The organism is Roseibium sp., from assembly GCF_965233565.1.
GTDB lineage: Bacteria > Pseudomonadota > Alphaproteobacteria > Rhizobiales > Stappiaceae > Roseibium.
Genome location: NZ_OZ247494.1, coordinates 5395669 through 5422142, shown reverse-complemented (window position 1 = coordinate 5422142; position 26474 = coordinate 5395669). Strand labels below are relative to the sequence as shown.

23 protein-coding genes are annotated in these 26474 nt (G+C 60.0%); 10 read left to right on the top strand and 13 right to left on the bottom strand.

Annotated elements, in window-relative coordinates; genetic code table 11:
* Positions 1 to 147 precede the first annotated feature (147 nt).
* The 5 genes from ACO6TG_RS24710 to ACO6TG_RS24690 form a co-directional block, all read right to left on the bottom strand.
* Positions 148 to 1737, bottom strand: coding sequence for an ABC transporter ATP-binding protein (locus ACO6TG_RS24710; RefSeq protein WP_422375629.1), 1590 nt, complete (start codon positions 1735 to 1737; stop codon positions 148 to 150).
* A complete protein-coding gene (locus ACO6TG_RS24705) occupies positions 1734 to 2564 on the bottom strand; it encodes an ABC transporter permease (protein ID WP_422375628.1) in 831 nt (276 codons plus the stop codon). Before ACO6TG_RS24705 ends, ACO6TG_RS24710 begins: the two co-directional genes overlap by 4 nt.
* Positions 2564 to 3511, bottom strand: coding sequence for an ABC transporter permease (locus ACO6TG_RS24700; protein WP_422375627.1), 948 nt, complete (start codon positions 3509 to 3511; stop codon positions 2564 to 2566). The genes ACO6TG_RS24705 and ACO6TG_RS24700 overlap by 1 nt, the downstream gene beginning before the upstream one ends.
* A 100-nt stretch (positions 3512 to 3611) precedes the next feature.
* Complete coding sequence (locus tag ACO6TG_RS24695; RefSeq protein WP_422375626.1) at positions 3612 to 5096, bottom strand: ABC transporter substrate-binding protein; 1485 nt, start codon at positions 5094 to 5096, stop codon at positions 3612 to 3614.
* Positions 5083 to 6408 carry an acetylornithine deacetylase/succinyl-diaminopimelate desuccinylase family protein gene (locus ACO6TG_RS24690; protein ID WP_422375625.1) on the bottom strand — a complete coding sequence of 442 codons (1326 nt, stop codon included), beginning with the start codon at positions 6406 to 6408 and terminating at the stop codon, positions 5083 to 5085. The genes ACO6TG_RS24695 and ACO6TG_RS24690 overlap by 14 nt, the downstream gene beginning before the upstream one ends.
* Positions 6409 to 6493: 85 nt before the next feature.
* On the opposite strand from ACO6TG_RS24690, the gene ACO6TG_RS24685 reads away from it, so the two are divergent.
* The gene (locus tag ACO6TG_RS24685; RefSeq protein ID WP_422375624.1) at positions 6494 to 7054 is read left to right on the top strand and encodes a LuxR C-terminal-related transcriptional regulator; all 561 of its coding nucleotides are present in this window, start codon (positions 6494 to 6496) and stop codon (positions 7052 to 7054) included.
* Positions 7055 to 7222: 168 nt separating this feature from the next.
* Here ACO6TG_RS24685 and ACO6TG_RS24680 read toward each other — a convergent pair whose 3' ends face one another.
* The 6 genes from ACO6TG_RS24680 to ACO6TG_RS24655 form a co-directional block, all read right to left on the bottom strand.
* Positions 7223 to 8077, bottom strand: coding sequence for a fumarylacetoacetate hydrolase family protein (locus tag ACO6TG_RS24680; RefSeq protein ID WP_422375623.1), 855 nt, complete (start codon positions 8075 to 8077; stop codon positions 7223 to 7225).
* A gap of 138 nt (positions 8078 to 8215) precedes the next feature.
* A complete protein-coding gene (locus ACO6TG_RS24675) occupies positions 8216 to 9160 on the bottom strand; it encodes an ABC transporter substrate-binding protein (RefSeq protein ID WP_422375622.1) in 945 nt (314 codons plus the stop codon).
* A gap of 73 nt (positions 9161 to 9233) precedes the next feature.
* The gene (locus tag ACO6TG_RS24670; protein ID WP_422375621.1) at positions 9234 to 10238 is read right to left on the bottom strand and encodes an ABC transporter permease; all 1005 of its coding nucleotides are present in this window, start codon (positions 10236 to 10238) and stop codon (positions 9234 to 9236) included.
* Positions 10235 to 11761 (bottom strand): sugar ABC transporter ATP-binding protein, encoded by a 1527-nt coding sequence (locus tag ACO6TG_RS24665; RefSeq protein ID WP_422375620.1) that lies wholly within the window; start codon positions 11759 to 11761, stop codon positions 10235 to 10237. The genes ACO6TG_RS24670 and ACO6TG_RS24665 overlap by 4 nt, the downstream gene beginning before the upstream one ends.
* A gap of 34 nt (positions 11762 to 11795) precedes the next feature.
* Positions 11796 to 12545 (bottom strand): SDR family oxidoreductase, encoded by a 750-nt coding sequence (locus ACO6TG_RS24660; RefSeq protein WP_422375619.1) that lies wholly within the window; start codon positions 12543 to 12545, stop codon positions 11796 to 11798.
* 51 nt (positions 12546 to 12596) lie between these two features.
* Positions 12597 to 14123 carry a UxaA family hydrolase gene (locus ACO6TG_RS24655; RefSeq protein ID WP_422375618.1) on the bottom strand — a complete coding sequence of 509 codons (1527 nt, stop codon included), beginning with the start codon at positions 14121 to 14123 and terminating at the stop codon, positions 12597 to 12599.
* A gap of 117 nt (positions 14124 to 14240) precedes the next feature.
* Between ACO6TG_RS24655 and ACO6TG_RS24650 the strand changes: the two genes are divergently transcribed.
* The 4 genes from ACO6TG_RS24650 to ACO6TG_RS24635 all read left to right on the top strand — a co-directional run bounded on the left by ACO6TG_RS24650 (position 14241) and on the right by ACO6TG_RS24635 (position 17312).
* A complete protein-coding gene (locus tag ACO6TG_RS24650) occupies positions 14241 to 14954 on the top strand; it encodes a GntR family transcriptional regulator (protein WP_422375617.1) in 714 nt (237 codons plus the stop codon).
* A gap of 66 nt (positions 14955 to 15020) precedes the next feature.
* Positions 15021 to 16073 (top strand): aldo/keto reductase, encoded by a 1053-nt coding sequence (locus ACO6TG_RS24645; protein ID WP_422375616.1) that lies wholly within the window; start codon positions 15021 to 15023, stop codon positions 16071 to 16073.
* A complete protein-coding gene (locus ACO6TG_RS24640) occupies positions 16063 to 16494 on the top strand; it encodes an RbsD/FucU family protein (RefSeq protein ID WP_422375615.1) in 432 nt (143 codons plus the stop codon). Before ACO6TG_RS24645 ends, ACO6TG_RS24640 begins: the two co-directional genes overlap by 11 nt.
* Positions 16491 to 17312 (top strand): amidohydrolase family protein, encoded by an 822-nt coding sequence (locus ACO6TG_RS24635; protein WP_422375614.1) that lies wholly within the window; start codon positions 16491 to 16493, stop codon positions 17310 to 17312. Before ACO6TG_RS24640 ends, ACO6TG_RS24635 begins: the two co-directional genes overlap by 4 nt.
* A 111-nt stretch (positions 17313 to 17423) precedes the next feature.
* Here the strand turns inward: ACO6TG_RS24635 and ACO6TG_RS24630 are convergent, their stop codons facing one another.
* A complete protein-coding gene (locus ACO6TG_RS24630) occupies positions 17424 to 19781 on the bottom strand; it encodes a 1-deoxy-D-xylulose-5-phosphate synthase N-terminal domain-containing protein (protein WP_422375613.1) in 2358 nt (785 codons plus the stop codon).
* Between the two features lie 125 nt (positions 19782 to 19906).
* On the opposite strand from ACO6TG_RS24630, the gene ACO6TG_RS24625 reads away from it, so the two are divergent.
* Positions 19907 to 20374, top strand: a complete 468-nt coding sequence (locus tag ACO6TG_RS24625) for an Lrp/AsnC family transcriptional regulator (protein ID WP_422378948.1) — start codon at positions 19907 to 19909, stop codon at positions 20372 to 20374.
* 156 nt (positions 20375 to 20530) lie between these two features.
* Here ACO6TG_RS24625 and ACO6TG_RS24620 read toward each other — a convergent pair whose 3' ends face one another.
* Entirely contained in the window at positions 20531 to 21733 is a 1203-nt protein-coding gene (locus ACO6TG_RS24620) for a methionine gamma-lyase (RefSeq protein WP_422375612.1), read from the bottom strand.
* A gap of 113 nt (positions 21734 to 21846) precedes the next feature.
* Between ACO6TG_RS24620 and ACO6TG_RS24615 the strand changes: the two genes are divergently transcribed.
* The 4 genes from ACO6TG_RS24615 to ACO6TG_RS24600 all read left to right on the top strand — a co-directional run bounded on the left by ACO6TG_RS24615 (position 21847) and on the right by ACO6TG_RS24600 (position 26314).
* Positions 21847 to 22305, top strand: a complete 459-nt coding sequence (locus ACO6TG_RS24615) for an Lrp/AsnC family transcriptional regulator (RefSeq protein WP_422375611.1) — start codon at positions 21847 to 21849, stop codon at positions 22303 to 22305.
* A 182-nt stretch (positions 22306 to 22487) separates the two neighbouring features.
* A complete protein-coding gene (locus ACO6TG_RS24610; RefSeq protein ID WP_422375610.1) occupies positions 22488 to 23135 on the top strand; it encodes an HD domain-containing protein in 648 nt (215 codons plus the stop codon).
* A gap of 367 nt (positions 23136 to 23502) precedes the next feature.
* Positions 23503 to 25272, top strand: a complete 1770-nt coding sequence (locus ACO6TG_RS24605; protein WP_422375609.1) for a caspase family protein — start codon at positions 23503 to 23505, stop codon at positions 25270 to 25272.
* 22 nt (positions 25273 to 25294) lie between these two features.
* Complete coding sequence (locus ACO6TG_RS24600) at positions 25295 to 26314, top strand: M12 family metallopeptidase (protein WP_422375608.1); 1020 nt, start codon at positions 25295 to 25297, stop codon at positions 26312 to 26314.
* The last annotated feature ends 160 nt before the right edge of the window (positions 26315 to 26474 follow it).

Below are 26474 nucleotides of genomic sequence, written 5' to 3'. Positions count from 1 at the left end.
TCTATGAACAGGTGGTTGTCACTGTATCCGGGTTGCCCGAAGTCATTTCCGTAAGGCAGACCGACACTGACCCAGATCCAAGCAAGCAGGATTGTCAGCAGCACTGGGCCTAATTTTCTCCTGGATCTGAACATGTCTGCTTCTCCTTCAGGCCGCATCCACCGGCAGAACCGGGGCGGCCGCAACGAGCTGTTTCGTATAGGGGTGGGACGGGTGATCGAAGACGTCTCCGGTCGGCCCTTCCTCGACGATCTGGCCGGCTTTCATGACCAGCACCCGATCGGTGATGGAGCGAACGACGCTCAAATCATGGCTGATGAAGAGATAGGTCAGCCCGAACCGGCCGCTCAGATCCGCCAGCAAATCAAGCACCTGGGCCCGGACAGACACGTCCAGCGCCGACACCGCCTCATCCAGGATGATCAGGTCGGGCTTGATGATCAGCGCGCGGGCAATGGCAATCCTCTGGCGCTGCCCGCCGGAAAATTCGTGAATGTACTTGTCGGCATCGGAAGGCTTCAGCCCGACGCTTTCCAGCGCTTCGGCAATCGCCCGCTCGCGCTCCTTCCCGCGCGGCGGCGCCTCAAGAAGGTGGAACGGCTCGGTCACCAGACGGTCGACCTTCCAGCGCGGATTGAAACTGCCATAAGGGTCCTGGAACACCACCTGCATGCGGCGGCGCACGGCGATATTGGCGTGGTGATGGGTAAAGACCGGCAGACCGTCAAAGAGGATTTCACCTGACTGAACCTCTTCCAGGCCCAGAATGGCCCGTGTCAGCGTGGACTTGCCACAACCGGACTCGCCGACAAGCCCCAGGCTCTCCCCCTTGCGTATCGTGAAACTGACCTTGTCGACCGCCCGGAAATGGGTGGTCTTGCCCCACCAGCCATGGGTGTGGCCGACATAATCGCGCACGACCTCCCTCACTTCCAGGAGCGGCACCTCCACCGGCTCGCTGGCCCGCTCCGGCACATGACCTGAGGCTTCCAGCAGCGCTTTCGAATAGGGATGCCGCATATTGGCGAAAATCTCGTCCGCCGGACCGCTTTCCACCACCTCCCCGTCCTTCATGATGACAAGATCGTCCGCGAGATCTGCCACCACGGCGAGGTCGTGCGAAATCAGCATCAGCCCCATGCCGTCTTCGGCGACCAGCCGCTTCAGAAGATCGAGGATCTGCGCCTGGGTCGTGACATCCAGTGCCGTTGTCGGCTCGTCCGCGATCAGCAGCCGGGGTTTCAAGGCAATCGCCATGGCGATCACGACGCGCTGGCGCTGCCCGCCGGAAAGTTCATGCGGATAGCGCGACAGCGGAAACCTTTCCTGCGGCAACTCCGCCCGGTGCAGCGCCTCGGCGGCCCGCGCCATCGCCTCGGCCCTGGAGACCTTCTCGTGGATCAGGATCGTTTCGGCGACCTGGGCCCCGATGGTCTTCAACGGATTGAGCGCGGTCATCGGTTCCTGGAACACCATCCCAACCTCGCGCCCGCGCAAGCCGCAAAGCTCTTTCTCGGAGAGCCCCAGAATGTCCTGGCCGTTCAGGATGATTTCCCCGCTGCACTCCGTGCCGTTGGGCAGGAGTTGCAGGACGCTGAACGCAGTGATCGACTTGCCCGAGCCGCTTTCGCCGATGACACCCAGAATACGGCCAGGTGCCAGCGACATGGATACGCGCTCCAGGATCGGTACACCGTGAATGGACAGCGAGAGATTGTCGATCTCCAGAAGGCTCATGTCCGTGCCCTCCTGAACTTGGGATCAAGCACGTCGCGCAGGCCGTCGCCAAGCAAATTGAGGCCGAGCACGGTCAGGAGGATCGCAAGTCCCGGGAAAAGGGCCAGATGGGGCGCCAGCGATATCATCGTCTGACTGTCGGCAAGCATGCGGCCCCAGCTGGCAATCGGTGGCTGTGCGCCAAGCCCGACATAGCTCAGACCAGCTTCCGCGAGGATGCCGAGCGAGAACTGGATCGTGCCCTGGACAATCAGCAGATTGGCGACATTGGGCAGAATGTGCTCCAGCGAAATCCTTGCCGGTCCCTTGCCGGCAACGCGCGCGGCCAGAATGTAGTCCCGGCTCCACAAAGACAGGGCCGCGCCCCGGGTCAGGCGGGCAAATACCGGAATGTTGAAAATCCCGATGGCGATGATGGCGTTCAGCGCGGACGCTCCGAACACGGCCGTGATCATGACGGCGATCAGAAGACTCGGAAAGGCAAAGACCAGGTCATTGCCGCGCATGATCACCTCGTCCATGAGACCGCCTTTCCTGGCCGCCGCGGCCAGGCCCAAGGGCACACCGAGCACCATGCCGATGCCGACGGCGACCAGCGCAACGGCGATGGACGTGCGCGCACCCTCCATGATCATGCTCAGGATATCCCGTCCGAACTGATCGGTACCGAGTGGATGCGCCCAGCTGGGCGGTTTCATCCGGTTGGCAATCTCCAGAACGGTGATGTCATAGGGCACCCAGATCAGGCTGATCAGGGCCGCGCCGGCAAAAACAAACGTAAGGATTGCGCCGGGCAGCAGTGTACGGCTGTGCAGGAAAACGCTCATCATCGTCTCCTGCGCAAGCGCGGGTCGACCCAGGCATAGGCCATGTCGACGGCAAAATTGACGACAATCACCGCAAAGACCAAAAGCATCACGACACTCTCGACCACGATCAGATCGCGCGCGCTGATTGACTGGAATACCAGCCGACCCAGGCCCGGCAAAAAGAAGACATTTTCGATGATGATCGCGCCGGCCAGCAGAAACGAGAACTGCAGACCGAGAATGGTCAGCACCGGGATCAGGGCATTGCGCACGGCATGGCGCCAGAGCGCCTGGCCCTTGGAGAGCCCCTTGGCTCTGGCGGTGCGGATAAAATCCTCACTGAGCGTATCGAGCAGGCTGGAGCGCATCACCCGCGTCAGGATGCTGGCCTGCGGCAGGGCCAGTGCGGTGGCCGGCAGCGTCAGCGCTTTCATGCCCGCGAAGAAGCCCGCATCCCAGCCCGGAAAGCCGCCTGCGGAAAACCAGCGCAGATTGATCGCAAAGACCAGGACCATCAGCATGGCAAACCAGAAATTCGGGATCGCAACGCCAAGCTGCGTAACACCCATGACACCGGCATCCACGGCCGTGCCGCGCCGCGAGGCCGCCCAGATACCCGCCGGAAAGGCAATCAGCGTGCTTAAGGTCAGGGCGTAAAGCGCCAGCGGCAACGACACCCAGAGCCGGTCGCCGATCATCTCCGACACCGGGGTGCGATAGGTGTAGGAAGTGCCAAAATCACCGACCAGAAGCCCCCCTGCCCAGGACAAATAACGTTGCAGGATCGTGCCGTTAAGGCCCAGTTCCTCACGCAGGGCTGCAAGTGTGTCTTCCTGCGCATTGAGGCCGAGCATATAGGCCGCCGGATCGCCCGGAACCACTTCCAACGCCAGGAAGATGATCACGGACGCCGCGACAAGGCTCAAGGCCAGCGACAAGAGACGTTTCAGAAAATAGTGCAGCATGACCGCGTCGCGTGGCCGCAACAAAGGCAGCCACCGTCAGGAGTGGGAAGGACAAATGGGTGTGCGCACCGAAGCGCGAACACCCTGCTTCGCGTATGGGTCAGTCTTCCCAGGAGACCGCTGTCAGATCCGTGGCCTGGGTCGGCTGGTTTTTCCAGAGCCCCTTGATCTTGGCATTGGCAACGGTCGGGAATGCGAGCTGGAACAGATAGCCGTTCACATAGTCGTTGGAGATGATTTCCTGCGCATCCTTCAGAAGCTGGGAGCGTTTTTCCGGATCGTTTTCAATGGTCAGGTCTTCGATCAGTTTCTGGAAGGCCGGATTGTCATACTGAAAATAGTAGTCGGGACGCGCGTAGATGCCGATATCCATCGGTTCGGTGTGGCTGACGATGGTCAGTCCAAAATCCTTGCCCTTGAACACCTGTTCCAGCCACTGGGCCCATTCCAGGTTGGTGATCTCCGTTTCGATGCCGACGGCGCGCAGCTGCGAGGCGATGATCTCCCCACCGCGACGGGCATAGGAGGGCGGCGGCAGCTTCAGGGTCGTGGTGAATCCGTCCGGATAGCCGGCTTCCGCAAGGAGCTTTTTGGAAAGCTCCGGATCGTACTGGCTGAGGCCGGTCAGATCGACATAATCGGGATTATGCGGCGCGAAGTGGGTGCCGATCGGGGTGCCATAGCCGAACATCGCGCCATCGATGATCGCCTGGCGGTCGATTGCATGCGCAATGGCTTCGCGCACCTTGATGTTGTCGAGCGGCGGCAGCTTGTTGTTGGTCGACAGGATCGTTTCGCCTTCCGTTGATCCCACCAGCACCTGGAAACGCGGATCGGCTTCAAATTGCGGCAGGTTTTCCGGCGCCGGGAAACCGACAAAGGCATTGACGTCTTCGGCCATCACGGCTGCAAAGGCTGCGGTCGGATCGGAAATGAACTTGAAGGTGACCTTGTCGAGTTTGGCAGGTTCGCCCCAATAGTCGGCATTCTTTTCAAGATCGATCCGGTCCCCCTGGACCCAGTCGGTGAACTTGAACGCACCGGTTCCGATTGGCGTTGTCTTGATGTCACCGATGGTTTCCGGTGCGACGATCACGGCGTCGCCCCAGGCCATGTTGAACAGGAAACTGCCGTTTGGCTCCTTGAGCGTGACCTTGACCGTCAACGGATCGACAACTTCGACCGATTCAATGCCTGCAAAAAGTGCCTTCTGGGCGTTCTGGCTGTCCTCCGCGCGCGCGCGGTCCAGGCTGAACTTGACGTCCTCGGCGGTCATGTCGCTGCCGTCGTGGAACTTCACGCCCTCTTGCAGCTTGAACGTATAGGACTTGCCGTCCTCCGAGATCTCCCAGGTTTCAGCGAGGCCCGGGTTGACCGAGCCATCCGGACCGAAACGGGTCAGGCCTTCGAAGACATTGGAATAGAGCACGGAATCGATGGCACCGGCGGCGGCGCTGGTCGGGTCCAGATGCGGCGGTTCCAGCTGCATGGCAACAACGATGTCGCTCTTCGCGTGGGCGAGACCCATGCTCGCGGTCAGCGCCAAGGCGCTTATTACTCCCAGTCCGATCTTACGCAGGCTCATGACTTCCCCCTATTTCTGACGGCTGATCTTGCTTTCCAGCCAGAAGATCGATCAGCGAGCGGCCCATCACCTTCGCCGAGTCGAGCATGTCGTCGACACCGACATATTCGTCCGGTTTGTGCGCAAGATCCAGAATGCCCGGTCCATAGGCGATACAATTTTTCAGTTTGCCGATCCGGTCGATGTGCTTCTGGTCGTATGTGCCGGGACTGACGACATATTCCGCCTCCTTGCCCATGGTCTCCCGGATGGCTTTCGCGACGGTTGTGACCACGGGCGCGTCCTTCTCCGTCATGGTCGGCAGCACACGGTGAAGCTCGCGGACATCATAGCGGAACTTGTCGCGCCGCCCTTCGACGGTTTTCAGAACATCCATCACCTCCGCCTGGACCTCATCGATATTCTCTTCCAGCAGGAATCTGCGATCAATTACCATTCGGCAGCTGTCCGGAACGCAAGGACTTGGCAGTCCGGTGAAATCGGCATCGCCTTCCGACTGGCCGCCATGAATGGAATTGATGTTGAGCGTCGACTGCCTGGCCCCTTCCGGAACGACCGGCATATCCGTCCGTTTTTGCGCCAGCGCCGGGAACAGGCTCTGTTCCATCTCTTCGACCACCGCGCCCATGTGGCGGACGGCGCAATCGCCGAGAAAAGGCATGGAACCGTGGGCGATTTCGCCGTAAGTCTCGACTTCCGCCCACCAGACACCGCGGTGCCCGAGGCAGATCCTGTCCTTGTTGAGTGGTTCGGGAATGATGACGTGCTGGACCCGGTCCGGATCGAAATAGCCCTTGCCGGCCAGATAGGCGACCCCGCCATAACCACCCGATTCCTCGTCGGCCGTTCCACTGATCTCGATGGCGCCGGCAAAGTCCGGGCAGACCGCCAGGAAAGCCTCGGCCGCCACGATGCTGGCAGCCAGCCCCCCCTTCATGTCACAGGCGCCGCGACCATAGATCTTGCCGTCGACAAGTTCGCCGCCAAACGGATCCTTGGTCCAGCCATGCCCGACATCGACCACGTCGATATGGCTGTTGAAGTGCACGCATTCACCCGATCGGCCGCCTTCGCGGCGGGCAACCACGTTCCAGCGCGGATATTTTTCACTGTCACCCGGCGCACCATGTGCCCGGATCAATTCGGTCTGAAAACCGGACGCCCTCAGTCTTTTTTTCAGAAAATTGCAGATCTCAAGGTAGTTGTCGCCGGGTGGATTGAGCGTCGGAATGCGCAGCAGATCCTGTGTCAGCGCAATCAGATCATCGCGCCTTGCGTCAATTTCACGGATCAGGTCGTCGACAAGCGGCATCCGGCTCCATCTCCCATTGGCAACCCAAACACCAACTATGCTACTCTCGAACTACGGTGCCAATACCGTAGTTTCACGGTGACCCATGTCAGAGCTCGATCAACTTGCCTTCGACCACGCCCCAATGGGGCTGACCCTGACCGAAAACAGGATCATCCAGACCTGCAACGAAACCTTTGCCGCCATGTTCGGTTACAGCAAGGAGGCCCTGATCGGGCAGAGTTTTCGCCTGCTTTACGGCACCGACCAGGAGTTCCACCAGATCCGGGATATCGGGCTGGAACCGCTGCGCCAGTCCCTGCCCTACACGGATGAACGGTTGATGCGCCGCTCCGACGGATCCCGCATCTGGTGCCGCTTCCGGGCGCGTACCCTGACCCCGGAAGCGCCCCTGAAACGCATTGTCCTGAGCTTCGCGCTGATCGACCGCACAACGGATGGACCGCAGCTGACACCGCGCGAACGGGACGTGTTGCTTCTGCTTGCCCAGGGACAGACAAGCAAGGAAATGGCGCGCGGACTTGGCCTGTCTCCAAGGACGATCGAGGATGTTCGGGCTAGGCTTTTGAAGAAGTTTCAGGTCAAGAGCGTTGCGGTGCTGCTGGCGCGGTTTTCGGGGCATGAAGCAGGCAAAGGAGCGCGGTGAGACCTGCACACCCTCTCAATTTGTCATCCCGGACGCAGCGCAGCGGAGATCCGGGAGCCAGTACTCCACACCGCTCGGTTTTGGACCAAACCTTGGAGTTTACTGGGTCCCGGTCTTGCCGCTTTGCGGCAAACCGGGATGACAAGGAAAGTCAGAGCGCAGGTTTCGTCAGGCCCGCACCACCTTCTGGGTCTGCACACCCAGCTTGTCGATGCCGAGTTTCATGATTTCGCCGCCCTTCAGATAAACCGGCGGCTTGTGGCCCATGCCGACACCCGGAGGCGTGCCGGTGGAGATGACGTCGCCCGGCTGCAGGCTCATGAAACGGCTGAGATAGGAAATCAGGAACGGCACCCGGTAAACCATGGTTTTGGTCGAACCGGTCTGGCGGCGCGTCCCGTCGACCTCGAGCCACATTCCAAGGTCGTCATAGTCGCCGACCTCATCGGGCGTCACCAGCCAGGGACCCGTCGGGCCGAATGTGTCGCAGCCCTTGCCCTTGTCCCAGGTGCCGGACCGCTCGATCTGGTATTCGCGCTCTGACACATCATTGACCACGCAGAAGCCGGCCATATGGCTCATGGCATCCGCTTCGTCGATATAGGCACCGCCCTTGCCGATCACGACGCCCAGTTCGACTTCCCAGTCAGTCTTTTCAGACCCGCGCGGGATCTTCACATCGTCATCCGGACCGACAATCGCCGACGTCCACTTGTTGAAAACAACCGGCTCCGGCGGCACGTCCATGCCGGATTCCGCCGCATGGTCGGCATAATTGAGGCCGATGCAGATGAACTTGCCGATAGCCCCGACACAGGGGCCAAGACGCAGGTCCTCTTGCGGCGTTCCAGCAACCACGGGCAAGGTCGAGATATCGAGCGCCTGAAGGCGCTGCAGGCTCTCCGGCCCCAGGGCGTCGCCGGCAATGTCGGAAACGATCAATGACAGGTCCCGGACCTGATTGTCGCTATCAAGAAGACCGGGCTTTTCTTCACCCGGCGCGCCGTATCTCAGCAGTTTCATGAAGGTCTTTCCTTGACGTTGGGAACCCGGCCGCTTGTGACGGCCGGGTTGTGGGAGCCTGTTCAATCTGCAACCATCAGACTGCATATGGAAGCAGTTTCAGGCTCAAATTTTCCTTCTAGATATTATCTATAATAATCAATCATACAAGACTGCCGCGATCTTGGGATCGTCCATGTTCGACTTGTCGTACCAGTAGAAGCCGGTGTCGATATGCGACGGGACTTCCTTGCCCTGGGAGGCCTCAAGCGCCGCCTTGACGGTTTCATAGCCGATCCCGACCGGGTTCTGGGTGATCGCGCCGGCCATCACGCCATTCCGGATCGCGTCCTTCTGGGCCTTGCCACTGTCATAGCCGATGATGACGATGTCGGACTTGCCCATTTCCGTAACGCCGTTGACGACACCAAGTGCAGATCCCTCATTGGCGCCAAAGATGCCTTTCAGGTCCGGATTGGCCGTCAGGATCGCCTTGGTCAGTTCGGTCGACTTCAAATGATCGCCTGCGCCATATTGTACAGTCACCACTTCAATGTCCGGATACTTGTCCTTGACCTGATTGGCAAAACCGTCAACGCGGTCGATGCCGGTCCGGCTGGTCTGGTCATGGGCCACGATCGCCACCTTGCCGGCACCGCCAATCAGCTCTGCCATCTTGTCCGCCGCAAGGGCAGCTGCGGCAACATTATCCGTCGAGGCGGTCGCGACCGGTATGTCACTGTCGACGCCACTGTCAAAGGCAATCACCGGAATGCCCTTTTCCTGGGCCTGGCGCAGCAGCGGAATGGCTGCCTGGCTGTCGAGCGCCGCAAAACCGATGGCCGTCGGGTTCTTGGCGAGGGCGGCTGCCAGCATGTCGATCTGACGGTCGACCATGGATTCATTGTCCGGACCTTCAAAGGTGATGGCCACACCAAATTCCTCAGATGCCTGATCGGCGCCTGCCTTCACGGCCTGCCAGAACTGGTGCTGGAAGCCCTTTGAGATCAGCGGCACGTAGGTTTCCTGCGCACTTGCGAAATTTGCGGACAACATCAGCGCGGCGGCGCTGGCGGCTCCAATGAGGGTACGTCTGTTCAGCATATTGCTCTCCTGTGGTTGGACCGGTTCTTCCCGGGTTTCGGGGCGTGGTCGCCCTCTTGGTTTTTGGTGAACGTCAAGACCTGCGCCGGCGAACCATGTCGGCATAGACGGCCAGGATGATGATCGCGCCGGTCACAACGGTCTGCCATTCCTGGGCGACGGACAGGACACGAAGACCATTGGTCAGAACGGCCATGATCAATGCGCCGATCAGCGTTCCGAGAACCGTACCGCGCCCGCCGCTGAGCGATGTTCCGCCGATCACGACGGCAGCGATTGCTTCCAGCTCGTAGCCGAGGCCCAAGGCGGGCTGGGCCGAGTTCAGGCGCGAGGCAATCAGGATGCCGGCGATACCGCAGATGGCTCCGGCAAGCGCGTAGACCGCCATTTTCCAAAGGTCGGTGTTCACGCCTGACAGACGCACGGCTTCCTCGTTGGAGCCCAGCGCGAAGGTGTACCGTCCGAGCACCGTTCGACCGAGGATGTAAGCTGCGGCTCCGGCGACAAGGAACAGGATCAGAACACCATTGGGGATCGGCAGCGCGGGAAAGATTTCGCCGATCAGCGAGCCGCGTGAAATCTGGTCGAAACCCGGCGTGTCGTTGAAGTAGATCGGACGCGTGCCTGAGATGACCAGCGAGAGCCCCTTCAGGATCAGCATCATCCCGAGCGTTGCGATGAAGGGCGGGATCTTCATCTTGGCGACAAAGGTACCCGAACAAAGGCCGCAGAAAGCGCCGGTGGCAATGGCAGCCAGAACACCGAGTGGCAGCGGCATGCCAAGATTGGTCAAGACCACGCCTGCAATCACCGCGCAGAAGGTCATCAACGTTCCGACCGACAGATCGATGCCGCCGGTGATGATCACCAGCGTCGCGGCGACCGCCAGAACGCCATTGACAGAGGTGGCCTGCAAGATGGCAATCATGTTGGACGTCTGCATGAAATTGGGAGACGCGATCGAAAAACCGATCAGGAGCAGGATCAGACTGGCAAAGGCGAGCAGTTTCTGATGCGCTCCGGCCTCGACCAGACGGGTCACGAATGTCGGCGAAGATGGCGTGTTGACGGCGGTCATTGCGGATATCCCTCCGGCTGCATGGACGGCGCCCGTTGTGTCGCCAGATGCATGATGTCTTCCTGGGTTGTGTCTTCTCCGCCTGGCAGGATGCCGGTCAGGCGGCCCTCGCACATGACGGCAATGCGATGGCTGAGCCGCATGACTTCGGGCAATTCCGAGGAGATCACGATGATCGCCCGGCCTTCGCTGGCGAGGTTTTTCAGGAGCTTGTAGATTTCCGACTTGGCGCCAACATCGATGCCTCTGGTCGGTTCATCGAAAATCAGGATGTCGCAATCCCGGTAAAGCCACTTGGCAATGACAACCTTCTGCTGGTTGCCCCCGGACAGTAGCCGGACTTCCTGGCGGTCGGACGGTGTGCGGATCTCAAGTTGGCCGATATAGTCCTGCGCGGTCTTGCGCATGGCCTCTTCTCTCAGAACGCCGAAGCGGCTGGCGAAACGGTCGAGGCTGGCAAGGGCCACGTTGGTGCGCACATCCATGCCCGTCGCAAGGCCAAAGTGCTTGCGATCCTCAGACAGGTAACCGATCCCGGCCCTGACTGCGTCGGACGGCCTGGAGATTGCGCAGGCCTTGCCGTGGACCCGGATCTCCCCCCCCTCACGGGGATCGGCGCCAAAGATGGCCCGGGCAACTTCGGTTCGCCCTGCCCCCATGAGGCCGGCAAAACCCAGGATTTCTCCCTTGCGAACGGAAAAGCTGACGTCCCGGATTTCGCTGCCACGAGTGAGACCACGCACCTCCAGAACGGTCTCTGCCTCCGAGAGATCGGGTACAACCACCGGATCGTTGGTCACTTCGCGGCCGACCATCATGGAGATGATCTTGGAAACGGGCGTTTCGGCCGCGCCGACGGTTCCGACATAGGCGCCATCACGCATGACCGTCACCCGGTCGGCGATCTGTTTCAGCTCATCCATCTTGTGGCTGATATAGATAATGCCAACACCATCGGCCTTCAGGCGGCGGATGATGGTGAAGAGCTCCGCAATTTCCGCGTCGTTCAGCGCCGCGGTCGGCTCATCCATGATCAGGACCCTGGACCGGTAGGAGAGCGCCTTGGCGATTTCGACCATCTGCTGGCGGGCAATGGTCAGCTCGCCGACGATGGTCCTGGGGTTCATAGTCAGGTTCATGGAGCGGAAGATCTCGTCCGCCTGCGCATTCAGTGCCGCTTCGTCAAGACGCCCGAACCGCTTGCGCGGCTCCCGGCCAATGAAAATGTTCTGGGCGACAGTCAGATCGTTCATCAGGCTGAGCTCCTGATGAATGATGCCGATGCCCAGATCCTGCGCGGCGCGGGGACTGTCGATCACCACGTCCTGCCCCTCGACCAGAAGCTCGCCGCCATCCTTGGGGTAGATGCCCGACAGGATCTTCATCAGCGTCGACTTGCCGGCGCCGTTTTCTCCCATCAGTGCATGGACTTCACCGCTGTCCAGCTCGAAATTGACGGATTTCAGGGCGTGCACGCCGGGGAACCGTTTCTCGATTCCCGTCATCTTCACCAGATTTGTCATGACGCGGTCCTCCCAAACCACGACGGAGCGTCCACTAGATCGTGACGCCACCGTCGACCAGAAGTGCCTGCCCGGAAACGAACCGGCTTTCATCCGACATGAGGTAGACAACCATCGGGGTGAGATCGTCGACGGTGGCCAGCCGGCCCATGGGCTGGCGGGCAATGAAATTCTTCTCCGCTTCAACGGGATCCGGTGCGGACGCGATCCGGCCGCGCAAGGACGGCGTGTCGACCGTGCCCGGGCAGAGAGCATTGCAGCGGATGCCGTCGGCCACGAAATCCGCGGCAACGCCCTTGGTCAGGCCGATCACGGCAGCCTTGGTCGCGCCGTAAAGCGTCCGCACCGGAAAGCCTTTGATGGAAGACGCCATGGACGACATGTTCAGGATGGAGGCCGCTCCTGTTTCCTGTGCCCGTTTGCGCATGCCCGGCAGAAAGGCCTGGGTCATGCGGTACATGGAGCGCACATTGAGATCGAAACTGAAATCCCAGTCGTCCTCGCTGATGTCGACAATCGTGCCGTGATGGACAAAACCGGCGCAATTGAAGAGCCCGTCGAGATCAGGCAATTCCGCGGCCAAGGCATCAATGGCTGCCCGGTCGCAGACATCCAGCTTTTTCGTCTCAATCTCCGGCACGTCCCGGGACAATGTCGCCAGAGTTTCAGCGTTGATATCGACCGCGATGACCCGGGCTCCCTCGCGGGCGCAGGCAATTGCACTGGCCCGGCCGATGCCCTGGCCGGCGGCTGAAATCAGAATGGTTTTATCCTTCAGGCGCACTCGTTTTCCTCCCGAGAATTCGCGCGTTTTATTTGGTTCTTCAGGCTGCGGTCACATCACCGCGCCGATCTGCCACGGCACGAACTCCACGCCGCCGAAGCCGAGTTCCTCGCTCCTGGACTTTTCCCCGGACGCGACCGCGACAATCTTTTCGAAAATCTCGGTGCCCTTGGTTTCCAGGCTGACGTTCTCCGAAACGATATCGCCGCAATTGATGTCCATGTCCTCCGACATCCGGGCGTACATCTCGCTGTTGGTTGCCAGCTTGATGCAGGGCGTCGGCATGTAGCCGGAGACGGATCCTCGCCCCGTGGTAAAGACGATGATATTGGCACCGGACGCGATCTGACCGGTGACTGAGCAGGGATCGAAACCGGGGCTGTCCATGAAAACGAAGCCCTTCTTGTCGATGAATTCGCCGAACTTGTAGACATCTGTCAGGGGCGCCGAGCCACCTTTTGCGGCCGCGCCGAGCGACTTCTCCAAAATGGTGGTAAGTCCGCCGCGCTTGTTTCCAGGAGACGGATTGTTGTCCATCTCGCCGCCATTTCGGGCGGTATAGTCTTCCCACCAACGCACCCGCTCGATCAGCTTCTGACCAACTTCGACAGACACGGCCCGGCGCGTCAGCAGATGTTCGGCGCCATAAATCTCGGAGGTTTCCGACAGAATGGTCGTGCCACCATGGCGCACCAGCAGATCGGACGCGATGCCCAGCGCCGGGTTGGCGGTGATACCGGAATACCCGTCAGAACCGCCACATTGCATGCCAACCGTGATTTCAGAGACCGGAACCGGTGCACGCACGGCGTTGTTGGCCATGGCCGCCAGTTCATGCAATTCGCGCAGCCCCGCCTCGATGGTCTTGCGTGTCCCACCCGTCTGCTGAATGGTCATGTAGCGCAGATCCCCGCCGGGCCGGATCTTCCGATCGCCGACCAGATCGGCGATCTGCATCACCTCACAACCGAGGCCAATCAACAGGATCGCGGCGAAGTTCGGGTGCTGTGCATAGCCGGACAGCGTCCGGAACAGCGTTGCATAGCCTTCATCCTTCGCCGACATGCCGCATCCGGTGCCATGGACGATCGGAACGATGCCGTCGACATTGGGATAAGCATCCAGCAGCCCGGATTTTTCCGCAGCTTCCGCAATGAATTTTGCGACGGAGCCCGAACAGTTCACCGACGTCAGGATGCCGATATAGTTGCGGGTCCCCGCCTTTCCATTCGAGCGGCGATAGCCCATGAAGGTCCGCTCCTGCGTGATCGGCGCAAGCGGGTAAGACGCTTCGGCGTGCTGGTAGTCCTGACTGTGATCGCCCATGCCCAGATTGTGGACATGCACATGCTCGCCAGGTCGAATATCGGCTTTTGCATGACCGATGATCTGGCCATAACGGATCACCTTTTCGCCGGAGGCGATGGGGGTTCGTGCAATCTTGTGGCCGCGCTGGATCTGGTTGGTGAGGGGCACATCGACAAAGGCCGCCTGCTTCCCCGCCCCAATATCCTCCAGGGCGATGACGACGTTATCATCGGCATTCAGAAGGATGGAATTTGCATGAGGCTGCAGCACGAAGGTCTCTCCCACGACGGCGCAGATATGATTTTGTCGAGCGCCGAATTGACCCGACGATAAACTTGACAGGACAACTGTGTCAACTAACATGTTAGCATTCTAATCGAGATAATCATGTCCCTGAGCAACGAACAAGATTTTCCGGACATCACCTTGCCGGACATCAGCAAACTCTCCGGATCGCTGGCCCAACGTGTCTACGAGGCTTTGCGCATGGCAATTCTGGCTATGGACCTTCCACCGGGCACCCCTCTGAAAAAACAGGCAATTTGCGAACAGCTCGGCGTGTCCCGCTCGCCTGTCACCGAAGCGATCACCAAGCTCGCGAGCGAAGGGCTGGTGGAAGTGATTCCGCAATCCGGATCGCGGGTCACACGATTTTCCCTGTCGGAAATTCGCGAAGGCGCCTTTCTCCGCGAAGCAATCGAGCTCGCCGCCGTTGCCAAGGTCGCCGCCGAACGCACGGAAGATCAGCTGGCCGAGCTGACCCGCAATCTCCGACTTCAGGCGCTTTGCCTGGAGGACCACGACGAGGCCGGGTTCTATGCCGAGGACGAGCGCATGCACGAGCTCATCTTTGCGTTCACCGGCTATCCGCGACTGAACGCCATCGCGGCAACCGGCTGGGTCCAGGTCAACCGGGCAAGACAACTGCTCCTGCCGCTGCGCGGCCGGGCCTACGAAGCCTATGAGGAGCACCGGCAGATCATCGATGCGATCCGCCGGCAGGACGCGGATGCCGCCCGAAAGGCAATGGAAAAACACTTGAGCGAACTGGTCACCCGCCTGGAGCCGCTCGCGAAGGAACGGCCGGATCTGTTCACCTGAACGGGCTGGCGCACGAGGAAAGCCCAAGGTCCTTGTAACCGGGGCCAAAACGACTGGGAGGAAGCCATGGCAGCTTTGGCAATGCGGCCGCTGAACGCAAGGACGGCACGCAGGATAGACCTTACGGAAATGGGCTTTGGAGGCGCCCCGCTCGGCAACCTTTATCGGAAAGTCTCCGAGGAAGACGCTCAGGCGGCCCTGCAAGCCGCCTTTGACAACGGGATCCGGTATTTCGACACGGCCCCGCAATATGGTCTTGGCCGCTCCGAAATGCGGTTTGGCGAGGCGATCAGGCGGTTTGGTCGGGACAACATCGAACTTTCCACCAAAATCGGCCGGCTGCTGCTCGATTGTGCGCCCGAAGAGGTGACGCCGGAAGCCTTTGTGGACGTGCCGCAGAAGCGCATCCAGTTCGATTACAGCTATGACGGCGTCATGCGCAGCTACGAGGCCAGCAAGGAACGTCTTCAGGTGGACGCTGCGGACATCCTGCTGGTGCACGATGTCTGTGTCTTTTCACAAGGCTCGCAGGAAGCCAGTGACAGGCGCGTGCGCGAACTTTTCGATGATGGCGGTTACCGCGCCCTGACCGAATTGAAGGAGGCCGGCGCCATCGCCGCCATCGGCGCCGGGGTGAACGAGTGGCAGGTTTGCCAGAAGCTTCTGGAAGAGGCGGATTTCGACTGTTTCCTGCTTGCAGGACGCTACACGCTTCTGGAGCAGGACGCCCTGGAAACCTTCCTGCCGCTCTGCGAACAACGCGATGTCGGCATCATTCTCGGCGGCCCCTACAATTCCGGCATCCTGGCAACGGGTGCCGTTGCCGGCGCCAAGTACAATTACGCCGATGCACCACCGGACATTCTGGAACGCGTCCGGAAGATCGAGCGTGTCTGCAACGCACATCGCGTTCCACTGATCGCGGCCGCCCTGCAATTTGTCCTTGGCCATCCGAGCGTCAAGACAGTCATCCCCGGTGCGGTCAACGCAGCCGAGGTCGACGCCAATATCGCACTATTAAAGCAGGAGATACCCTTCTCCTTCTGGTCCGACCTCAGATCGGAAGGCCTGATCCGGCCGGATGCGCCCTTACCTGGAGAAGTCAGCCATGCTGCGTAACCTGCCGCAAATTCTCAGCCCCTCCCTCCTCTACACGCTTCGGGCCATGGGCCACGGTGACCGGATTGCCATTGTGGACGGCAATTATCCGGCCGAGAGTTCCGGGCCGGACTGTCTCCGGCTCGACGGCATTTCCGCAACGGATGTCCTAAAGGCCGTGCTTCAGGTCATGCCGCTCGACACCTTTGTGACCGCTCCGGCGATCACCATGCAGGTGGTTGGCGATCCGGAGGCCGTTCCCGATATCGTCGCCGAGTTCCAGTCGATCATCGACCGGGTCGCCGACCATCCGGCAAAGATTTCCACGCTCGAACGGCATGCCTTTTACGAGGCGGCGTCCGGCGCCTTTACCGTCGTCCAGACCGGGGAACAGCGCCTTTATGGCAACATTCTCCTGACCAAGGGCATCATCGCGCCATGAGACTGGATGCCCATCAGCATTTCTGGGACGTTGCGCGAGGCGACTACGGGTGGCTGACACCGGACGTCGGACCGATCTACCGGAACTACCACCCGGAGGATCTCAAACCTCACCTCGACCGGCATCAGATCGACGGTACGATCCTCGTCCAGGCTGCGCCGACCGTCGCCGAGACCCGTTACATGCTCAGCCTCGCCGACGGCAACGATTTCATCAAGGGTGTGGTGGGCTGGGTGGATTTCGAAGCGCCGGACGCGCCGGAGCAGATCGCGGTGCTGGCCCAAAACCCGAAACTCGTTGGCCTGAGGCCGATGATACAGGACATCAATGATCCGGACTGGATGCTGAAACCCGGTCTCAGCCAGGCCTTCCGGGCGATGGTGGCCCAAGATCTTGTCTTTGATGCACTCACCCTTCCAAGGCACCTCAAGAACCTTCACCGCCTTGCCGACCGGCACCCGGACCTGCCCATGGTGATCGATCACGGCTCCAAGCCGGAGATCGCCCCGGGCCTGTTCGAGGACTGGTCCGAAGACATGGCTGTTCTGGCTGCCGAAACATCAGCCTTCTGCAAGCTGTCCGGTCTGGTGACCGAGGCCGGCAACAGCTGGACCATCGACACCATGCGCCCCTATGTCGATCACCTTCTGGAGATCTTCGGACCGGATCGCCTCATCTGGGGCTCCGACTGGCCGGTCTGCACCCTCGCCTGTTCCTATGAGGATTGGGTTGAGATCAGCGCCGAGCTGCTGAAGGACCTCAGTGAATCGGAACGCCAGGCGGTTCTGGGCGGAAATGCCGAGAAGGTGTACCTGTAGCCGCGTCGGCGACGGTCCCCCTCAGCTCGAAGCGGTGACTGGACGCAGCTTGCGGGCAAACTGCGATCGCCCGTCCACTTGTCATCCCACGTTGCGTGCGAACACCTCCGCTTAAACCCGCCGTCCCGGCGTCAGCCCATTCACCTTCTCGATAATCGAGGCCGCGTCGATGCCGAAATGACGGTAGAGATCGCCGATTGTCCCGGTCTGGCCGAAATGCTCGACGCCGAGCGGAATGGTCTGGTGCCCCGCCACACCGCCGAGCCAGGCCAGCGTTGCCGGATGACCGTCGATGACGGTGATCAGCTTGCAATGCGCCGGAAGGTCGCCGAGCAGTTGCTCGATATGGGAGCAGGCGTTGGCATTGCCGCGCGACCGTGCGCGCTGCGCTGCCGTCCAGCCGGCATTCAGCCGGTCAGCAGAAGTGACGGCAAGCACACCAACATCTCGCCGATTGCCGGCGAGCTCCCCGGCCGCCTTGATGGCCTCCGGAGCCACCACCCCCTGATAGGCAATGACGACTTCACAGTTCGGCCCGGGCTTGCGCAGCCAGTAGGCCCCGTCAATGGCACCCTGACGGAAATCCTCGTCGGCCCGCTTGACCGGCTGTTCGATGGGATTGGTCGAGAGGCGCAGATAAACGGAGCCACCCGTTTCGTCCCGCAGCCAGGTGCGTTCGTCCGGATCCCCCTCGCCGTCACGCTGCAGATAGTCAAAAGCCCATTCCATGATGACCGCCAGCTCGTCGGCAAAAGCGGGCTCGAATGCGGCAAGGCCGTCCTGGCTCATGCCGATCAACGGCGTGCCGATGGACTGGTGCGCCCCGCCTTCCGGCGCCAGGGTTACCCCGGACGGCGTGCCGACAATCATAAAGCGGGCGTCCTGGTAACAGGCATAGTTGAGTGCATCGAGACCGCGGCAGACGAAGGGATCGTAAACCGTGCCGATGGGAATGAGCCGTTCGCCGAACAGCGAATGGGACAGCCCCGCCGCGCCGAGCAGGAGGAACAGGTTCATTTCGGCAATGCCGAGTTCGATATGCTGGCCTTCGGGTGTGAACTCCCATTTGGCCGTGGAGGGAATCCGGTGCTCAATAAAGGCATCCGCCATGGCGGTGCGGGCAAAGAGCTTGCGCCGATTGACCCAGGGACCGAGATTGGTGGTGCCGGTCACGTCGGGCGACGTGGTCACGATCCGTTCGGCCAGCTTGCTGTCGCCCTTTGAGAGATCATCCAGCACCTTGCCAAAAGCCATCTGGGTGGACAGGTCCCGGTCGGAGCTGAGGTCTATGGACGGCACATCGATCTTGTCGGCCGCGTAACGACGGCGCCCTCTGGCAAAAAACGGCACGTCGTCCAGAAAGGCCTTCAGCCCGGCAACGTCACGAACGGTGGCAAACGGCTCCCATTCGTCGCCCTCTGCAACGCCCATATGCTGTTGCCACTCGGTCATCTGGGCCTTGTTCATCAGCCCGCCGTGATTGTCCTTGTGTCCGGCGATCGGCGTGCCCCAGCCCTTGATCGTATAGGCCAGGAAACAGGTCGGCCTGTCGTGATCAATCGCCGCAAAGGCCTCGGCCATCGTCTCGGTGCAATTGCCGCCAAGGTTTTCCATGAGGTCGGCCAGCTCCTGATCGGAGCGGCGGTCGATCAGCGCAGTCACATCACCCTGGTCACCGAGATCATCCATCAGACGTTTGCGCCAGACCGCGCCGCCCATGAAGGTCAGGGCCGAGTATTCCTGGTTGGAGCAATCATCGATCCACTGGCGGAGCCTGTCTCCGCCCGGTTCGGCGAAGGCGGCCCGCTGCAGGGCGCCGTATTTGACCCGGACAACCTCCCAGCCGAAGGCATCGAAGATTTTCTCCACCCGGTCGAACAGGCCTTCGCGGACGATCCCGTCGAGCGACTGGCGGTTATAGTCGATGATCCACCAGCAATTCCGGAGATCGTTCTTCCAGCCCTCCTGCAGGGCTTCGTAGACATTGCCCTCGTCCAGCTCCGCATCCCCGACAAGCGCGATCATGCGACCGAGAGGTCCCTCACCCGCCCAGGATTTTGCCGCGATATAGTCCTGGATCAGCGAAGCGAAGGAGCTGATCGCAACGCCCAGTCCAACCGAGCCGGTGGAAAAATCGACATCGTCGATGTCCTTGGTGCGCGACGGATAGGACTGGACGCCGCCGAGCCCACGGAAGTTTTCTATCTTCTCGCGCGTCTGGTTGCCCATCAGATACTGGATCGCGTGGAAGATCGGCGAGGCATGGGGTTTGACCGCCACCCGGTCTTCCGGTTTCAGCACGGAAAAATAGAGCGCGGTCATGATCGACACCATCGAGGCTGAACTGGCCTGGTGCCCGCCGATCTTGATGCCGTCCTCCTTGGGACGGATGTGATTGGCGTTGTGGATCATCCAGTGCGACAGCCACAACAGCCGCTGCTCGATGGTTTTCAGGTGTTCAGTGCTCATGCCCATGTTCCGCTGCATCCGGTTTCTGGCTTCAATCTAACGTCCGGCCTGAGCCGGTTTCTTGCAATTCCCTAGCCACTTCAGCTAGTTTTTGGTGAACTTCATTATCAGAAGGCCAAATCTTGGTGATTTCCGACACACTCGACACGTTTGATATCCAGATCCTGCGCGAATTGCGCCAGGATGGCCGGATCTCGATTCAGGATCTCTCCGAACGGGTCGGTCTCAGCGCCACGCCCGTTGCCCGCCGGCTGCGTCAGCTGGAGGACCGGGGCATCATCACCGGCTATTGCGCGCTGATCGACGAGGTCAAGCTCGGTTATGAAGTGTCGGTTTTCGTGTCGGTCCAGCTCGACAAGCAGATCGATGTCACGCTGGACCAGTTCGAAGCCGCGATCCAGGCCTTTCCGGAAGTGGTCGACTGCTGGCTGATGACCGGCAATCGCGACTATCTCTTGCGCGTTGCCACGACGGGCCTCGCCGCCTTCGAGACATTCCTGACCGGCAAGCTCACCAGGGTTCAGGGCGTTGCCAATATCGAGAGCTCCATCCCGCTGCGCCGGGTGAAATCCGGTGTTGCAAGGACACCGTGACCGCCGGTTTCCCTCCCCACGGCCTGACCGGTTCCCGCTCCTCCCCGTCATCCTGAGGAGCGGGCTTGCTCTCATTTCGAAGGATGGGCGGCAAACTCAGGTGTGTGGCCCGTCCTTCGAAACGCCGCTTTGAAGTGAGGCTTGCTTCTTGGCTGGTTAAGCCGCCGCGGCCACTTCGCCTTCCGGCAGGGCCTGTGCCAGATCCGCCAGGATGTCCTCGACTTCTTCCAGTCCCACCGACAGGCGCACCAGACCGTCGCTGATGCCATGGGCGGCGCGCTCTTCGGGCGTATAGGTGGAATGGGTCATGGAAGCCGGATGCTGGATCAGGGTTTCCGCATCTCCCAGCGAAACGGCCCGCTGGATCATCTCCAGGGCGTTCATCATCGAGATACCGGCCTCCAGACCACCTTTCAGTTCAAAGGCGATCATACCACCGGGTTGAGCCATCTGCCGTTTGGCGAGTTGATGCTGCTCGAAACTCTCAAGCCCCGGGAAATAGACCTTCGAAACCGCCGGGTGTGCTTCCAGCCATTCAGCGACCTGACCGGCCGAGGAACAATGCCTGTCCATGCGCAGGGCCAGCGTCTTCAGTCCGCGCAGGATCAGAAGGGCGTTGAAGGGAGCCATCACCGCACCGGTCATGTCTTTCATGCCGACAAGGCGGATCTCCTGGATCTGTTCGGCGCTGCCGGCCACGAGGCCGGCAACCACATCGCCATGACCGCCGAGATACTTGGTGGCCGAATGCAGAACGATGTCGGCGCCCATCTCGATCGGGCGCGTCAGATAGGGTGTCGCGTAGGTGTTGTCGACGATCACCGTTGCGTCCTTTTCATGAGCGATGGCAGCGATATGCTCAATGTCGACGAGACGCATGTTCGGATTGGCCGGTGTTTCGAAATAGACCACGCGCGTCTTGTCGGAGATCGCGCCGCGCAGGTTTTCCGGATCGGTCATGTCCACATGGGTAATGGTGATGCCAAACTTGGTAAGACCATGACGCATGAAGGCGAAGGTGCAGCCATAAAGCGTCTCGTCGACGATGATCTCGTCGCCCGGCGCAACCAGTGTCCAGAGCGTTGCGGTGATGGCGCCCATGCCGGAAGACAGCGCCAGACCGGCCTCCGCGCCTTCCAGATCGGCGATGCGCTGTTCCAGGAGATCCAGCGTCGGGTTGGAGATGCGGCTGTAGATATGGCCCGGGCGTTCACCCGCAAACATCTCGCCACCGGCTTCCGCACTTTCGAACACGAAGGTGGAACTCAGGTGAAGCGGCGGCGTGAGCGATGCATCATTGTCCATCGGCTCGTAGGCGTGATGAATGGCGCGGCTGGCAAAACCCTTATAGGCACTCATGGCTGTCTCCCAAATCTCGATCTTGGCAGTATGACGAATTTTTTAAGACAGTAGATTTCAATTCATGCCTCAGATACGCTTCTGATTAGCAGAATCTGCCAAACGAGAGACAAGTGGACAGCAAAGACCGCCAGATCATCCGCGCGCTGCAGCGCGACGGCCGCATGACCAACCAGGACCTTGCCGAAGAGGTGAACCTGTCGCCCTCCCCGTGCCTGCGCCGGTTGCGCAATCTCGAGGCCTCGGGTGCCATCAAGGGTTTTTCGGTCGACGTCGACCCTGCCGCTTACGGGCTGCCGATCACCGTTTTTGTTCGGATTCGCCTGGAGCGGCACAACGAAGAAGACGTTCAGCGGTTCGAACGTCAGGTTCAGACCATCCCGGAGATCCTGGAGTGCCATGTCCTCACCGGTGCAATGGACTATCAGCTGCGGGTCGTCGTCTCCGATCTCGATGCTTATGAGACCTTCATCCGGACAAGGATCCACCCGATCGGCGGCATCGCTTCCATCGACACGAGTTTTGTCTATGGCACAGTCAAGAAAACGGCTGTGTTTCCGGAGCTGGAATAGGATCTTCGAAAAGATCCAGATGGAATTGTAGTCCCGTTTCGGCTCAGTAGACAATCGGTCGGCAACAGAAGAGCCGGTGCCGACCGCGTCTCCCTTCCACCCGCCGTGCCTTTAAGAAGAGATCTGAAACTGGCATCTTCAGTGCACCGTCAAAACGCACCGCCCTGCCAATTGAGGATGCAATGACACACTCCCGATCTCCAAACGTCCCCTTCAGCTCCACCGACGCAGCACACATCGCGGATGTTCTGTCGCTTGCGGAGAACCTCAAAACCGAAATGCGACACAGCTGGTTGTCGAATGGCAGGCGGGAAAGCGTTGCAGAACACACATGGCTGATGTCGCTCGCAGCGATCCTTATGGCACCGCATCTTGAGCATGACGTCGACCTGGGGCAGACCCTGAAGCTGATTGCCGTCCACGATATTGCGGAAGCCATAACGGGGGACATACCGTTTTTTGAAGAAAGTGCGCGTCAGGTCAGCAAATACGCAGATGAAGCAGAAGCGATGGAGAAGATCAGCGCCATGCTGCCGCCAGCAGCCGCCGACCTGCTCCTCGGTTTGTGGCGGGAATATGAGGACTGCGAAACCGCTGAAGCCAAATTCGCGCGCGCGCTCGACAAGCTGGAAGTCCAGCATCAGCACAATCTGGCGGATCTGAAAACCTGGACGACAGAAGAATTCGGTCTGGTTTACACCAAAATGGACCGTGAATGCGCGCACGATGCGGCGTTGAAAACGCTGCTTGAGGTTATCAGATCGAGAGCGGAAACGAAGATGACGCAAGGCGGCATCGACGCAGCCGCGGTTAAAGCCGGCACCAGCTGACTGGCCGTTTTCAGCGGCTACAGAGACTGAACGTGGCTAAAAAAGCGGCAAAAATGCCTTGAGCTAAGCCGATGCGGATGAAAAGCGCTTTTTTACCGGGCAAGTCGATACACACGGCATTACGCGATGACAGGAACAACCTTCCGTCAGTCACCGGTTAGAATTTTCTCACTCTTCCCTTGCGAGAGAAGATAAACAAATACATACTTAAAGTTTATAAATTTCATCAATCACCACTATTTAAGTAGCGCTACTTCCAGACAGTCAAGACGATTAAAGCCGGGCAGCACCCAACAAGAAAAAATTACAAGAATTCCGGTTCCCCAGGACATGTCTCGAAGCAGCCATCAAATCCAGGGAGCTCGATATGCCGGCACTGCGTGTTCTTTGCATTCATGGCGTGGGTCATCATCCAGACAATGGTGCCTGGCAGCAGAAATGGATCGAGGCCCTGGAAACCTCCTTGGGCCGCCTCGGTTCGGCGGTCGACCTCGAGGTCTCGTTTTTCAACTATGACCGTCATTTTGAGAGAGTGGATCTCTCAGTCCTGGGGACGCTGGGGGCCGTTGCCAAGATGACGTCCAGCGGCGTCTTCCACGGTATCGACGATTTCTTCAGATCCGGAAGAGCGCTGCCGGGCCAAAAGCCCGGATCGCGGGCGGCGCGCGGGATACGCGACAGGCTCAGGTGGACCGCCGGAATGGTGGTCAAATGGGCTGAAAACGACGAGCTTCGAGGCGACCTCGTCGCGGCGCTGTCAGAGGCGATCGACAACCACGATCCCCACGTCATCTTCGCCCATTCCCTTGGCAGCCTGATTGCCTATGACGCCTTCCGAAGCACCCACCGGGATGACCTGTGCGCCAACAGGACCTTTGTGTCTTTCGGATCCCAGATTGGCAACCCGTTCGTTCGCTCCATATTCGCCGGGCGTATCCAGCCGCTCGATTGCGGCTACTGGTACCACCTTTTCAATGTGCATGACGATGTCTTCACCAAGCCCATTGACCTGCATCACGACCGGTTCGAGCAAGTCCTGACGTCCTTTGACATAAAGGGGATCGCCGATCACGACGCCGTAAAATACCTGAGCCACATCAACGTGACGCATTCGGTCTGGTCAGACCTCGTCAACTCCGCCGGTGACCGGACGCAGGCGCGCAGCGCGCGCTCGACGGTACGCACCAGCGGAGACCACCAGCGCAAGGCCCTGATCGTCGGCATTGACGATTATCTGACCGAGGACATGCGGCTTGAAGGCTGCGTCAACGACGCCTTCCTGATGAGCGAGGTGCTGCAGGAAAACGGCTTCCAGCCCCAGGAAATCAGGCTGCTGCTGAATCGGCGCGCAACCGCCGAAGAGATCTGGCGCCGCCTGGAATGGCTCCTGGAGGGCACAAGACCGGGCCAGGAGCGGGTTTTGTGCTTTTCCGGGCACGGGGCCCAGATCCCGGACTATGGTTCGGACGAGACCATGGACCGTGTCGACGAATGCCTGGTGCCGGTCGATTTCGACTGGACAAAGGACCGCGCCATCACGGATGACCGGTTTTTCGAGCTCTACAGCCAACTGCCTTACGATGCGAAATTTATCGCGATTCTCGATTGTTGCCATTCCGGCGGCATGACCCGTTCCGGCGGCGCCAAACCGCGCGGCCTGGCGCCGCCCGACGATATCCGGCACCGCACCATGCAATGGGACGCGGATGAGAAGATCTGGCGTTACCGGAAGCCGCCGGAGCTGAATGAAGACCTTGAAGGCAATCGCGATGCAAGGCGCATCGGCTATCTGGGCAGCAACGGTCAGCGGCGCCTGTTTCGGGCGACCGACATTCTGCGGCTGAGCAACAGATCCTACAACGCGCGCCGGGACGAACTCGGGCATTTCGGCCCCTATCTGCCCGTGATCCTGCAGGCCTGCGAGGAAGATCAACTCGCCTACGAATACCGGCACGGCGTGACGTCCTATGGCGCCTTCACCTACGCGCTGGCCAAGAAGTTGCGATCGGAAGAGGGCGCCGCAGCGGATCTTGCCGGCCTCGAACAGCTCGTCCAGCGGTCCGTAATTGATCTAGCGGACAATCAGAACCCGAGCTTCGTGGCGCCCGGGCCGCGGTTTGGCGAAAGTCTTTTCTAGTACCAAAGGGAGGAATGGCATCATGAAACCTGCTCGCAAAATGTGTTTCGACCGGCTGCTGCCCAATCAGCTCAACCGACCTATGCGCACCCGAATGATCGGCGGCAAAGACCGCGCGGTATCGCTCATCGGCAAACAATGGCCGAAGGGTAGCAAGATCAGGATCCGATTTCTCGGCGGGACGGCCGAGCAGCAGGAAATGGTGCGTGAGATCGCGCCGATCTGGACGCAGCACGCCAATCTGGATTTTGAGTTCACCGATGACCCCCGCGCCGAAATCCGCGTCTCTTTCGATCCGAATGACGGCGCCTGGTCCTATGTCGGTACGGACAACCTGACCATTCCGCTTCACGCGGCAACGCTCAATCTCGGCTGGGTGGACAAAGGTGTCATTCTCCATGAATTCGGCCACATGATCGGCCTCAGCCACGAGCATCAGAACCCAGATGGCGGGATTGAATGGAACGAGGCGGAAATGATCGAGGACCTGTCGGGACGGCCAAATTACTGGGACGAGTCGACCATTCGGCACAACGTGCTGAAGAAATATTCGGCCGATCAGGTACATGGTACCGAATTCGATCCGGAATCGGTCATGCTTTATGCCTTCCCCGACGAATGGACCACTAATATGGGCGGCACGCAGGAAAACGAAGATCTGTCAGAAAACGACAAGGCGTTCGTTGCCAGCTCTGTCATGTATCCGGGCCGGAACAGCAAGAAGGCCACCACTCCCAAAGAGCTTGATGTCCTGCGCGGCGCACTTGCGGAAATTTCCACAGACGGGGAGGAAAACCTCTTCAATTTCCATGTGAAAGAGGAAGGAATTCATATTGTCGAAACGACGGGAAGCACCGATCTGATCCTCACTCTCTTCGGCCCGAACAGCAAGACCAGGAAGGTTTCCGAAGACGATGATTCCGGCAACGGCCGCAATTCCCGGATCGTGTCGGAGCTGACACCCGGCGAGTATTTCGCGGTCGTCCGGCATTTCGACCCGTCCGCGACCGGAGAATACCGCATCATGGTGTCCGCCTACTAAAGCCTTTCGAGACTTGTTTGAAACAACCTTTGCCGGCTTTTGCGCTCGAGACAGAGCCGAGAGGCAGTAAAAGTCGGCTCAGACTTTTCTTGAAAAACTATAGTGGTCACGTCCGGGCATCGGGATCGAACGCATCAAGCCTGGCCCTTCTCTGCAGATT